This is a genomic window from Streptomyces sp. NPDC060209 (assembly GCF_042728155.1).
Taxonomy (GTDB): domain Bacteria; phylum Actinomycetota; class Actinomycetes; order Streptomycetales; family Streptomycetaceae; genus Streptomyces.
Window position 1 is genome coordinate 1 of sequence record NZ_JBHWZS010000268.1, and the last position, 11,770, is coordinate 11,770.

10 protein-coding genes are annotated in these 11,770 nt (G+C 71.2%); 6 read left to right on the plus strand and 4 right to left on the minus strand.

The genetic code is table 11. From position 1 onward, the window contains the following. Positions 1-60 precede the first annotated feature (60 nt). Complete coding sequence (locus ACFWFI_RS33920) at positions 61-2,196, minus strand: MMPL family transporter (protein WP_387397896.1); 2,136 nt, start codon at positions 2,194-2,196, stop codon at positions 61-63. A 95-nt stretch (positions 2,197-2,291) separates the two neighbouring features. Then, positions 2,292-2,783: a MarR family winged helix-turn-helix transcriptional regulator gene (locus tag ACFWFI_RS33925; RefSeq protein ID WP_387397898.1), complete on the minus strand. Its 492-nt coding sequence runs from the start codon at positions 2,781-2,783 to the stop codon at positions 2,292-2,294. A 195-nt stretch (positions 2,784-2,978) separates the two neighbouring features. On the opposite strand from ACFWFI_RS33925, the gene ACFWFI_RS33930 reads away from it, so the two are divergent. The 4 genes from ACFWFI_RS33930 (at position 2,979) to ACFWFI_RS33945 (ending at position 7,360) form a co-directional block, all read left to right on the plus strand. After that, entirely contained in the window at positions 2,979-3,956 is a 978-nt protein-coding gene (locus ACFWFI_RS33930; protein WP_387397901.1) for a sporulation protein, read from the plus strand. Between the two features lie 127 nt (positions 3,957-4,083). Beyond that, entirely contained in the window at positions 4,084-4,323 is a 240-nt protein-coding gene (locus tag ACFWFI_RS33935; RefSeq protein WP_387397904.1) for a twin-arginine translocase TatA/TatE family subunit, read from the plus strand. Positions 4,324-4,472: 149 nt separating this feature from the next. Continuing rightward, the gene (locus tag ACFWFI_RS33940; protein ID WP_387397907.1) at positions 4,473-5,984 is read left to right on the plus strand and encodes an SDR family oxidoreductase; all 1,512 of its coding nucleotides are present in this window, start codon (positions 4,473-4,475) and stop codon (positions 5,982-5,984) included. Further along, on the plus strand, positions 5,981-7,360 hold the full coding sequence (locus ACFWFI_RS33945) for a cryptochrome/photolyase family protein (protein WP_387397910.1): 1,380 nt from the start codon (positions 5,981-5,983) through the stop codon (positions 7,358-7,360). Before ACFWFI_RS33940 ends, ACFWFI_RS33945 begins: the two co-directional genes overlap by 4 nt. 21 nt (positions 7,361-7,381) lie before the next feature. Here ACFWFI_RS33945 and ACFWFI_RS33950 read toward each other — a convergent pair whose 3' ends face one another. Together ACFWFI_RS33950 and ACFWFI_RS33955 are read right to left on the minus strand one after the other, a co-directional pair. Then, positions 7,382-8,224, minus strand: coding sequence for a DUF1206 domain-containing protein (locus ACFWFI_RS33950; protein WP_387397913.1), 843 nt, complete (start codon positions 8,222-8,224; stop codon positions 7,382-7,384). 42 nt (positions 8,225-8,266) lie between these two features. Then, a complete protein-coding gene (locus tag ACFWFI_RS33955) occupies positions 8,267-8,806 on the minus strand; it encodes a DoxX family protein (RefSeq protein ID WP_387397915.1) in 540 nt (179 codons plus the stop codon). A gap of 206 nt (positions 8,807-9,012) precedes the next feature. On the opposite strand from ACFWFI_RS33955, the gene ACFWFI_RS33960 reads away from it, so the two are divergent. Both ACFWFI_RS33960 and ACFWFI_RS33965 read left to right on the plus strand, forming a co-directional pair. Continuing rightward, positions 9,013-11,028 carry an oxidoreductase gene (locus ACFWFI_RS33960; RefSeq protein ID WP_387397920.1) on the plus strand — a complete coding sequence of 672 codons (2,016 nt, stop codon included), beginning with the start codon at positions 9,013-9,015 and terminating at the stop codon, positions 11,026-11,028. A 33-nt stretch (positions 11,029-11,061) separates the two neighbouring features. Continuing rightward, on the plus strand, positions 11,062-11,637 hold the full coding sequence (locus ACFWFI_RS33965; protein WP_387397918.1) for a PadR family transcriptional regulator: 576 nt from the start codon (positions 11,062-11,064) through the stop codon (positions 11,635-11,637). The last annotated feature ends 133 nt before the right edge of the window (positions 11,638-11,770 follow it).

The following is an 11,770-nucleotide window of genomic DNA, read 5'->3' on the forward strand; positions in this document are numbered from 1 at the left end:
CCCCGGCCCTTTGCGGTGCCACCCGCACGTCTCTCGTCGCCGGTGGCACCGGCGCTCCCGCTACGACAGGGATTCCACCCCTTCCGGCGCATCCTTCCGGCCCCGGCTCAGCACGCCCGGCCACCAAGCGGTGGGTCCGATGTCCCTGACGAGGGCGGGCACCAGGAGCGAGCGCACGACGAGGGTGTCCAGCAGGACGCCGAACGCGACGATGAACGCGATCTGGACCAGGAAGGCGAGCGGGATGACTCCCAGGGCCGCGAAGGTGGCCGCCAGGACGACGCCCGCCGAGGTGATGACCCCGCCCGTGGTGGTCAGGCCGCGCAGTACGCCCTGCCGGGTGCCGTGGATCAGGGACTCCTCGCGGACCCGGGACATCAGGAAGATGTTGTAGTCGACGCCCAGGGCGACCAGGAAGACGAATCCGTACAGCGGTACGGAGGAGTCGGTGCCGCTGAAGCCGAAGACGTGCTCGAAGACCAGCGACGAGATGCCGAGGGTGGCGAGGAAGTTGAGCGCGACCGTGGCCACGAGGAGGAGCGGCATCAGCAGCGAGCGGAGCAGGCCGATCAGGATGACGAGGATGATGACCAGCACCACCGGCACGATGATGTTGCGGTCGTGTTCGGCGGTCTTCTGGGTGTCGTACTGCTGCGCGGTGTAGCCACCGACGAGCGCCTCCGCTCCGGGCACCGCGTGGACCGCGTCACGCAGCCGGCTGACCGTCTCCTTGGCGGCGTCGCTGTCCGCCGCGGCCGTCAGCGTCGCGTCGATGCGGACCCGGCCGTCCACCACGAACGGTTCCCCGCCGCCCGGGCGTCCGGAAGCCGTCATCACGGAGACGCTCGCGACGCCGGGGACCTCCTCGGCGGCGGCGACAACCTGCTTCGAGCGGCCCGCGCCGGCGATCACGACGGCGGGGTTGCCCGATCCGCCGGGGAAGTGGCGGCCCAGGGTCTCCTGCGCGGAGACGGACGGCGCCTCGTTGACGAAGATCTCCTCGAGGGGCACTCCCTTGGAGTTCAGCGTCGGCATGAAGGCGGCACAGGCCAGGAGGCCGATCAGCGTGACGGCCCACACCTTGCGCGGGGAGCGGTCGACCAGCCCCGCGACCCGCGACCAGATTCCCGTCGAACCGGACTCGGGCTCGGTCCTGCCCTTCTTCGGGCCGGACGGCCAGTACGCGGCCCTGCCGAGCAGGACCAGGACGGCGGGCAGGAAGGTGAGAGCACTCAGGACGGAGCACACGATGCCGATGGCACCCACGGGTCCGAGCGCGCGGTTGTTGGTCAGGTCGCTCAGCAGGAGGGCGAGCAGCCCCAGGGCCACGGTCGCGGCGCTTGCCGTGATCGGCCCGGCGGACTCACGGAGTGCGGCACGCATCGCGGTCCACCGGTCGGACTGCCGCCCGAGCTCCTCGCGGAACCGCGCGGTGAGCAGCAGCGCGTAGTCGGTGGCGGCTCCGATCACCAGGATCGACAGGATGCCCTGGACCTGGCCGTCGACGCGGACGATGTCGTGGTCCGCCAGTACATAGACGATCGCGCAGGAGACGCCGAGCGCGAAGACAGCGCCGATGATGATGATCAGAGGCAGCAGGACACTCCGGTAGACCAGGAGCAGGATGACGAGCACGGTCACCAGTGCGACACCGAGCAGCAGTCCGTCGATACCGGCGAAGGCGTCCGACAGATCGGCCTGGGAGGCCGCTGGGCCCGCCAGCCCGACCGCCGTTCCCGGGACCCCTTCCGCGGCGCTCCGGACATGTGCGAGGGCGTCAGGAAGTCCGTCCCCCAGATCCGGCCTCAGCTGGACGACGCCTTCCAACGCCTTGCGGTCGTCGGACAGCAGCGCGGGGCTCACCTCGCCGGTGACTCCCGGGCCGCCTTCGAGGGAGGCGAGGGCCGCCGTCGCCGCCTTCTGCTGCTCCGGACCGAGTTCCTGGCCTTCCTTGTCCGACGTCCAGACCACGATGGCGGGCACGGTCTCCTGCCGGCTGAACGCCTTCCGGGCTTCGACGACCCGCGTGGACTCGGCGCTCCGGGGCAGGAACGAGGCCTGGTCGTTGGTGGCCACTTCCCCGAGCTTCCCCGCGTAGGAGCCGAAGGCACCGCCGACGACGAGCCAGGCGAGGACGAGGAATACGGGGACAAGAAATAGCCGTAGCCGGCGGGCCGGCTTCGATGCGGTGGACATGGCACTCCTGGGTCGGCCGCGATCTCTCAATCATGATGTATCTCAATGATTGAGATTACATGCCTCACAGTGCACCTCTGCACCGGGATGGCGGTTCAGCGCCGAGGAACCTGCACGCCGGCGAGTTCGCCGTTCATCCGGGCGAGGAAACGGAGTGCGGCCTCGAGCTCCTGAGGCTCGGACGCGGCGCGCGCGCCGGCCGCCGCCTCCGCGAGGGGCATGAAGAACGAGCGCGCGGCCGCCTTGGCCCCGGACTCGTAGTACAGATGCACGACACGGCGGTCGGAGCTCTCCCTCGCGCGCCTGATGTGCCCCGCACGCTCCAGCCGGTCCAGGCACGCGGTGACCGCGCCGGACGTCAGGCCGAGGTGATCACGCAGCCGCCCGGGGGTCAGCGGCACATCCGCGTCCAGGATCGCGCCGAGCGCCTGCACATCCGTCGCGTGCAGACCCTGCGCGTGCGCGAAAGCGTGAACCAGCCGGTTGATCTCGCCGTTCATCCGGCGCAGCTCCACGGCGAGAGCCTGGAGCTCCGACACCCCGGCCGCATCGCCCGATCCGTCGCGGGGGTCGTCTGCACTGTTCACCGCCCCATGATAGATCCGCGGTACGACAGCCCCCGGACCTCCTCCCCCGACCCGCACGGAGACCCGCACGAAGTCCCGCACGAAGTCCCGCACGGAGCCCGATTCCGCAGCTCATCTCGCCTCTATACTTCTACAGTTGTGTAGAAACGCGGCTGAACGCGTTCTCCGCGTACGGAAGAAGGAGTGAACGCCACGATGGTGTTCAAGAAGCTGCTCGGCTCACTCGGCGTGGGCGGCCCCACCGTGGACACGGTGCTGCCGCCCGGCGCAGTCGTTCCGGGCGGCCGGCTGAGCGGCGAGGTCCGGCTGAAGGGCGGCAACGCCGATTCCACCATCGAGCACATCACGCTGGAGCTGGTCGCACGCGTGGAGGCGGAGCACGAGGACGGCGAGGCCGAAGGGGCCGTGGTCTTCGAGCGTTTCACCGTCGGCGGCGGCTTCGTGCTGGCGGAGGGCGAGGAGCGCGGCGTCCCGTTCGACGTGACGCTGCCGTGGGAGACCCCGGTCACCGAGCTCTACGGCCAGGACCTCGGCATCGTCCTAGGGGTGCGCACAGAGCTCTCGGTGGCCGGCGCCAGGGACAAGGGTGACCTCGACCGCCTCACGGTGGGACCCCTGCCCGCCCAGGAGGCCGTGCTCGAGGCGCTCGGACAGCTCGGGTTCGGCTTCAGGTCCGCCGATCTGGAGCTCGGACACATCGGCGGCAGCGGTCAGCAGCTGCCCTTCTACCAGGAGATCGAGCTCTCGCCCGCCCCGCGGTACGCGGACCGGATCAACGAGATCGAGGTGACGTTCCTGGCCGGCCCCGCAGGCCTGGAGGTCGTGCTGGAGGCGGACAAGCGGGGAGGCCACTTCTCCGCGGGCGGCGACACCCTCAGCCGTTTCACCATCGGCCATCACGAGGTCCAGGGCCACGACTGGGTCAGCGAGGTGGACGGCCGGATCCGTTCGCTGGCCGAGGCAGGCGCGTCGCACGGGGCCACTGAGACATACGGACACGACGGCGGGCATCCGCAGCATCACTCCGGCCCGGGGATGGGCACCGTGCTCGCCGCCGGGGCGGCGGGTGTCGCCGTGGGCGTCGTCGGCGGAATGGTCGCCGCCGAAGTCATCGACGAGGTGGGCGACTTCTTCGAGGGCGACGAGGAGGACGAGGGGAGCGACGAGGGCTGAGGCCGGGCCGGAAGACGCCCTGCCACCGTCTTCTACAGTGCTGTAGATTTGGCGCTCCGCTGCGGCACCGGAAAGCCTCCGGGCACCGGGAGAGCGCCTCACACCCACCAGGGAGAAGACAGCCGTCATGTTCGGAATCAGCGAGATCGCGATCTTCCTCATCATCGCCATCCTGATATTCGGTGCCAGGAAGCTCCCCGAACTCGCCCGCTCCCTGGGCAAGTCGGCCCGGATCCTGAAGAGCGAGGCGCGGGCCCTGAAGTCCGACGGCGTGCCCCCCACCGTCCCCACGGAACCGTATGCGGGCGGAGCGGACGACCCGCGCGTCATCAGGGGCACCGCCACCGAGAAGCCCGGTCCCCACTGAGTCCCGGTCCTCGCTGAGTCCCGCCCTTGCCCGCCCCGCCACCCGGTGGGGTGGGCTTCGGCGTGTCGGGCCCCTTCGGCAAGCGGAATCACCCGCATGGGGGCACCGTGGGCGGAGGAGATTCCAGCCGCCAGCCGGAGCGAGGGGCCATGCAGAGCAAGGACGACAGCGGCGGACTGCGGTGTCTGGTGACGGGCGCGACGGGATACATCGGGGGCCGCCTCGTACCCGAGCTCCTGGAGGCCGGTCACCAGGTGCGCTGCCTGGCGCGGACCCCGGAGAAGCTGCGGGACTACCCGTGGGCGGGCGAGGCGGAGGTGGCCGAGGGGGACGTGACCGACGCTGGGTCCGTGGGCGCGGCGATGCGCGACATCGATGTCGCCTACTACCTGGTCCACGCGCTGGCCGCCGGGTCCGGCTTCGAGAGGACGGACCGCGAGGCGGCACGGATCTTCGGCGAGCAGGCGAAGGCGTCAGGTGTCCGGCGCATCGTCTACCTGGGTGGGCTCACCCCCGCCGACGTCCCCGAACGGGAGCTGTCCCCGCATCTGCGCTCGCGCGCAGAGGTCGGACACATCCTGCTCGATTCGGGTGTACCGACGACCGCGCTCCGCGCCGCGGTCATCATCGGTTCGGGTTCGGCGTCCTTCGAGATGCTGCGCTACCTCACCGAGCGGCTGCCGGTCATGGTCACCCCCAGCTGGGTGTCGACACGGATCCAGCCGATCGCCGTGCGGGACGTTCTGCGCTATCTCGTGGGCAGCGCGCACATGCCCGCCGACGTGAACCGCGCCTTCGACATCGGCGGACCCGACGTCATGACCTACCGCGACATGATGCAGAAGTACGCGCAGGTCGCCAGGCTGCCCCACCGGCTCATCCTGCCGGTGCCGATGCTGTCGCCGGGTCTGTCCAGTCACTGGGTCGGGCTGGTCACACCCGTTCCCGCGTCGATCGCCCGCCCGCTCGCGGAGTCCCTGCGTTACGAAGTCGTGTGCCACGAACACGACATCGCCGACCATGTCCCCGACGGCCCCGGGCAGCCCTTCTCCTTCGCCACCGCTCTCTCACTCGCGTTGCAGAGGGTGCGTGAGGCGAGGGTGACGACACGGTGGTCCTCCGCGTCCACCCCGGGCATCCCCAGCGATCCGCTGCCCACCGATCCGGACTGGGCGGGAGGGAGCCTGTACACCGATGTGCGCGAGCTGGATGTGGACGCCTCGCCCGAAGCCCTGTGGCGGGTCGTAGAGGGGATCGGCGGTGACAACGGCTGGTACTCGTTCCCTGTGGCCTGGGCGGTAAGGGGCTGGCTGGACCGGCTTGTCGGCGGGGTGGGCCTGCGCCGGGGCAGGCGGGACGCCCAGCGGCTGAGGGTCGGGGACTCGCTGGACTTCTGGCGGGTCGAGGAGATCGAGCCCGGCCGGCTGCTCCGTCTCCGCGCGGAGATGCGGCTGCCCGGCCTGGCCTGGCTGGAGATGTACGCGGAGAAGAGTGAGGACGGCCGGTCGCACTACCGGCAGCGGGCCGTCTTCCATCCGTCCGGGCTGCTCGGTCATGCGTACTGGTGGAGTGTGTCGCCGTTCCACGCTGTGGTCTTCGGCGGGATGGCGCGCAACATCGCGCTGGCGGCGGGCCGGGGGACGGCAGGTGGTCAGGGATGACCGTGGCGATCGTTCTGTTCACCTCGGACCTGCGGCTGCACGACCATCCACCGCTGCACGCGGCGCTCGCCTCGGCCGACGAGGTGGTCCCGCTCTTCGTTCTGGACGACGGTGTGGAGGCCGCCGGGTTCGCCGCTCCGAACCGGCGCGCCTTCCTGGCCGACTGCCTCCGGGACCTGGATTCAGGACTCCGCGAGCGCGGTGGGCGTCTGATCGTCCGTGAGGGCGACGTGGCCGACGAGGTCGGCACGATCGTCACCGAGACGGGGGCGGGCGTGGTCCACATGGCGGCGGGCGTCAGCGACTACGCGCAGCGCCGGGAGGAACGGCTGCGCGAGGCCCTGACGTCCGCGGGCTGCCGGCTGAGCGTGCACGACGCGGTGGTCACCGCGGTCGCGCCCGGCGCGGTGGTCCCCTCCGGAGCGGGCCGGGACCACTTCGCCGTCTTCACCCCCTACTTCCGGCGCTGGTCCGGGGAAGGGCTCCGCTCCCCGTTCCGGGCGCCTCGCACCGTGCGCGTACCGGAGGGCCCGGCCTCCGCCGCGCTGCCGTCGCGGGCCGGCATCCGCGGTCTGTCCCCCGGCCTGGCCGAGGGCGGGGAGGCCGAAGGCCGGAGACTGTTCACCGCGTGGCGGCGTAACGGGCTCGCGTCCTACGAGGAGCGCCACGACGACATGGCGGGCGACGCGACCTCGCGGCTCTCGCCGCACCTGCACTTCGGCACTCTCTCCCCCACCGAGCTGGTCCACCGTGCCCGCGCCGCGGGCGGACCGGGGGCGGATGCCTTCGTACGACAGGTGTGCTGGCGGGACTTCCACCACCAGGTCCTGGCCGCCCGTCCGGCGGCCTCCCGCTCCGACTACCGTCCGCGGCAGGACCGTTGGCGCACCGGGCGGGCGGCGGAGGACGAGACGGCCGCCTGGAAGGAGGGCCGCACCGGCTATCCGGTGGTCGACGCCGCCATGCGCCAACTGCTCCACGAGGGCTGGATGCACAACCGGGGGCGGCTGCTGACCGCGAGCTTCCTGGCCAAGACTCTGTACGTGGACTGGCGGACGGGAGCGCGTCATTTCCTGGAGCTGCTCGTCGACGGGGACATCGCCAACAACCAGCTCAACTGGCAGTGGGTGGCCGGGACGGGCACGGACAGCCGGCCCAACCGGGTGCTCAATCCGGTGACGCAGGCCAAGCGGTACGACCCGGACGGCGCGTACGTACGCCGCTGGGTGCCCGAGCTCGCGGGGATCTCCGGGTCCGCCGTGCATGAGCCGTGGAAACTGCCGGAGCGGGAGCGCGGCCGCTACGACTACCCGGAGCCGGTGGTCCGGCTGTCGGACGGGCTGGCCAGGTTCAGGGAGGCGAGAGGCCTCGACTGACGGGGCGGAGCCGCCTTCCCGTCAGACCTTGCGATAACGGGCGCCCGCCCAGGAGAAGAGGCCGAAGGCGGCCAGGCCGAGTGCGACGAGCACGAGCAGCCAGGGGCCGGCGGGCGTCTCGGTGAAGGAGCGCAGGGTGTCGTCCATGCCCTTGGCGCGGCCCGGTTCGTGCTGGACGGCGGCCGCCACCGCGAATCCACCCGCCGTGGCGAACACCGCGCCACGGACGGTACCGCCGAAGACGCCCACGACATCGACGGCCTGACGGGTCCTCTTCGTCATCTCACCCGTCTTCAGGTGCTTGTGGTACTTGCGTGCGATCGCCCGGTACGCCATCCAGAGACCCGCACCGATCACCGCGGCGCCCGCGACCCCCACGATCCACTGGCCGCCGGTCCACTGCAGGGCACGCGCCGTGACGTCGTCGGTCTGCTTGTCGCTCGATCCACTGCCGCTGCCCTGGTCACCGGCGGCGTAGGACAGCACGGAGTACGACACGAAGGCGTAGAACACGAAGCGTCCCGCTGCCATGGCCCGCTTGCCCGCCTTGTTGCCGTCGGGGCCCACCTGGCCGAAGAACGCCTCGGACAGGCGCCACAGGGCCATGCCGGCCAGCGCCACACCGAGCGCCCACAGCAGGATGCTTCCGAAGGGCTTCTCGGCTATCTCAGCGATGGCGCCGCCTCGGTCGGCCTGCTGCCCGCCTCCGTCGGAGAAGGCGATGCGCAGGGCCAGCAGACCCACCAGCAGGTAGATCACTCCTCGTGCCACGAACCCGGCGCGGGCCCCCACGTCCATGGCTTTGCTGCGCGCGGCTCTTCTGGCCTGGCCACGTGCGTTCATCGACAGCGCGTTCGCATTCATGCACTGCCGGATGCCCCTGAAACGGCGATCAATGCGGGAGAGCTACGCGCCCTCGTCCCCCGGCTCGTTCTGCGCGGCCGCCTGCCCCTTGGCCCGTCGGCCGACGACGGCCGCCGCTGCCAGGGCGCTGCCCGCGAATGCGAGGGCGACGACCCACGGCCGGTCGAGGACGTGCCCGGTGGCGTGGTCGAGGGAGTAGCGACCGGCGCCCGTCACCCCGATCGCGGCGGCGGTGAAGCCGAGGAACGCCGGGTATTCGTAGCCGCCGCCCATCGCGAAGAAGCCGGCGGGCGCGTGCACGGCGACGGCACCCGCCATCGTGCCGGCCGCGGCGGCGCCGGCCGCGGGGGTGGCGAGGCCGAGAGCCAGCAGGATCCCGCCGCCCGCCTCGCCGATTCCGGCCGCCAGGGCGCTGTGCTTCGGCGGGTGGAAGCCCATGGCCTCCATCGCCGCGGTGGTTCCCTCGATCCCCCCGCCACCGAACCACCCGCCCAGCTTCTGGCTTCCGTGGGCCGCCAGGACGGCTCCCGTACCCACCCTGAGTACGAGAAGTCCGAGGTCACGTCGGTTGATGCAGGTCATGGGGTGTCTCCTGTCGACAAGGAGGGGCAGCGGCAAGGAGCCGTACGGATCCACTCTCGTCCGGGCCGGGGGGCAGGGCCCGGTGGTGTTGGGCCATTCGTGGGCCGGCCTTGCGGGGACTGCGACGTACATCATTGTGCAACTTGTTGCATAACAGTCGACGAGTGGTCTACAACTGGCTCGACGACACCTGCGAGGAGACCCGGATGAGCCCCTACCCCACCCTGCTGAGCCCGCTCGACCTCGGATTCACCACGCTCCCGAACCGGGTGCTGATGGGGTCGATGCACATCGGTCTCGAAGAGGTCGAGCGCGGTTTCGAGCGGATGGCCGCGTTCTACGCGGCGCGTGCACGCGGCGGGGTGGGCCTCATGGTCACCGGGGGGATCGCGCCCAGCGAGCGGGCGTGCTCCTTCCCCGGCGGCGCCAAGATGACCACGGAGGCGGAGGCGGAGCAGCACGCCGAGGTCACGGCGGCGGTGCACGCGGCGGGCGGCCGGATCGCGATGCAGATCCTGCACTTCGGGCGCTACGCCCATCATCCGGACCTGGTGGCGCCGAGCGCGCTCAAGGCCCCGATCAGCGGGTTCACGCCGCATGCGCTTGACGACGACGAGGTCGAGGCGACCATCGAGGACTTCGTCCGTGCCGCGGAACTCGCGCGGCGCGCGGGCTACGACGGTGTCGAGATCATGGGCTCGGAGGGTTATCTGATCAACGAGTTCATCGTCGCCGCGACGAACCACCGCGAGGACCGCTGGGGCGGCTCGTACGAGAACCGCATCCGCTTCCCCGTCGAGATCGTGCGCCGCGTCCGCGAGCGGGTCGGCCCCGACTTCATCCTGATCTACCGGCTGTCCATGCTCGACCTGGTGCCCGGCGGCTCCACCCTGGAGGAGGTCGTCCACCTGGCCCGCGAGGTGGAGGCGGTCGGCACGACCATCATCAACACCGGTATCGGCTGGCACGAGGCGCGCATCCCGACGATCGCGACCTCGGTACCGCGCGGCGCCTTCACCTGGGTGACGGAGAAGGTTCGGGGCGCGGTCTCCGTACCGCTGGTGACCAGCAACCGCATCAACACCCCCGAACTGGCCGAGGAGGTCCTCGCCTCGGGCCGCGCGGACATGGTGTCGATGGCGAGGCCCTTCCTGGCCGACCCCGACTTCGTCGCCAAGGCGGCCGAGGGCCGGGCCGACGCGATCAACACCTGCATCGGCTGCAACCAGGCCTGCCTGGACCACATCTTCAGCCTGCAGATCACCTCCTGCCTGGTGAACCCGCGGGCCTGCCACGAGACCGAACTGGTGCTCTCGCCGACCCGCGTCCGCAAGCGCGTCGCCGTGGTCGGCGCCGGACCCGCAGGACTGGCGTGCGCGGTCACGGCCTCCGAGCGCGGACACGCGGTGACGCTTTTCGACGCGGCCGACGAGATCGGCGGCCAGCTGAACGTCGCGCGCCGGGTCCCCGGCAAGGAGGAGTTCAACGAGACGCTGCGCTACTTCCGTACCCGGCTCGCCGAGGAGGGGGTCGAGCTCCGGCTCGGCACCCGGGCCACCTCCGCCGTGCTCGACGGCTTCGACGAGGTCGTCCTGGCCACCGGCGTCGAGCCCCGCACCCCCGCGATCCCCGGGGTGGGGCATCCCAGCGTGGTCAGCTATCTGGACGTCCTGCGGGGCGGCGCGGAGGTCGGTGACCGGGTGGCGGTCGTCGGGGCCGGCGGGATCGGCTTCGACGTCGCGGAGTTCCTGACCGACGGGGGCGATGCCGCGAGTCTGGACCCGAAGGTCTTCTTCCGGCAGTGGGGTGTGGACACCGACTACGCGAACCGGGGCGGGCTGCGGGCACCGGAGCGTCCGAAGCCGGGACGCACCGTGCATCTGATCCAGCGCAAGGCCACCAAGGTCGGGGCGGGGCTGGGCAAGACCACCGGGTGGATCCACCGCACCGAACTGCGCCACCGCGGCGTGACGATGATCGCCGGCGCGTCCTACGACCTGATCGACGACGAGGGCCTGCACCTCACCGTGGACGGCGAGCAGCGCCTGTTGCCGGTCGACACCGTGGTGCTGTGCGCGGGCCAGGAACCGCGCCGCGAGCTGTACGAGGAGCTGCGCGCGGCAGGCCGTCCGGTGCATCTGATCGGTGGTGCCGATGTGGCCGCCGAACTGGACGCCAAGCGCGCGATCCGCCAGGGCACGGAGCTCGCCGCGGAGCTGTGAGCGCCCGGTCCTGCCGTCTCTAGGATGCAGTCCATGTCACTCCCGCACGCGATCCTCACCGCCCTGCTCGAGAAGCCGTCGTCCGGTCTCGAGCTGACGCGCAGGTTCGACCGGTCGATCGGCTACTTCTGGCCGTCCACTCATCAGCAGATCTACCGCGAGCTGGGGAAGCTGGAACAGGCCGGTCACATCCGGGTCCTGCCCGCGGCGCAGCCGGCGCGCGGGCAGAAGAAGGAGTACGAGGTGCTGCCCGCGGGCCGCGAGGCGCTGATGGCCTGGGTGTCGCTCGCCGAGGATCCGCGCCCCGTCCGCGATCCGCTGCTGCTGAGGATGCGGGCGGCCGCCGTGGTCGGCGCCCCGGGACTGGCCGGGGAGCTGCGCAGGCACCTGGTGCTGCACCAGGAGCAGCTGGCGGAGTACCTGGAGATCGAGAAGCGGGACTTCCCGCCGGAGCGGACCGCGGACGAGGACCGGCTGCGCCATCTGGTGCTGCGCGGGGGCATCGACCTGGAGACGTTCTGGACGGGCTGGCTGACCAGGGCGATCGACGACCTGGACGGCTCCGGACCGGAAGGCGGCCCCGGGCCCCGCCCCTCTGACGGTTCCTAGCCGGGGCCGCCGGGAGTCCCGACCGGTTCCGGGCGCAGGGTGACCTGCTCGGCGGCGCGGGGGACGGTGAGGGACGCGCCGGTGATGACGACCCTCGACGGCGGCGGCGTGACGGCGGCGGAAGCGGCCTCGG

What these genes read in the sequence shown, in the direction of transcription:
- ACFWFI_RS33920 (WP_387397896.1), bottom strand. Translation starts at nt 2,196, where the DNA reads ATGTCCACCGCATCGAAGCCGGCCCGCCGGCTACGGCTATTTCTTGTC.
- ACFWFI_RS33965 (WP_387397918.1), top strand. Translation starts at nt 11,062, where the DNA reads ATGTCACTCCCGCACGCGATCCTCACCGCCCTGCTCGAGAAGCCGTCG.
- ACFWFI_RS33950 (WP_387397913.1), bottom strand. Translation starts at nt 8,224, where the DNA reads ATGAATGCGAACGCGCTGTCGATGAACGCACGTGGCCAGGCCAGAAGA.
- ACFWFI_RS33935 (WP_387397904.1), top strand. Translation starts at nt 4,084, where the DNA reads ATGTTCGGAATCAGCGAGATCGCGATCTTCCTCATCATCGCCATCCTG.
- ACFWFI_RS33940 (WP_387397907.1), top strand. Translation starts at nt 4,473, where the DNA reads ATGCAGAGCAAGGACGACAGCGGCGGACTGCGGTGTCTGGTGACGGGC.
- ACFWFI_RS33955 (WP_387397915.1), bottom strand. Translation starts at nt 8,806, where the DNA reads ATGACCTGCATCAACCGACGTGACCTCGGACTTCTCGTACTCAGGGTG.
- ACFWFI_RS33930 (WP_387397901.1), top strand. Translation starts at nt 2,979, where the DNA reads ATGGTGTTCAAGAAGCTGCTCGGCTCACTCGGCGTGGGCGGCCCCACC.
- ACFWFI_RS33945 (WP_387397910.1), top strand. Translation starts at nt 5,981, where the DNA reads ATGACCGTGGCGATCGTTCTGTTCACCTCGGACCTGCGGCTGCACGAC.
- ACFWFI_RS33960 (WP_387397920.1), top strand. Translation starts at nt 9,013, where the DNA reads ATGAGCCCCTACCCCACCCTGCTGAGCCCGCTCGACCTCGGATTCACC.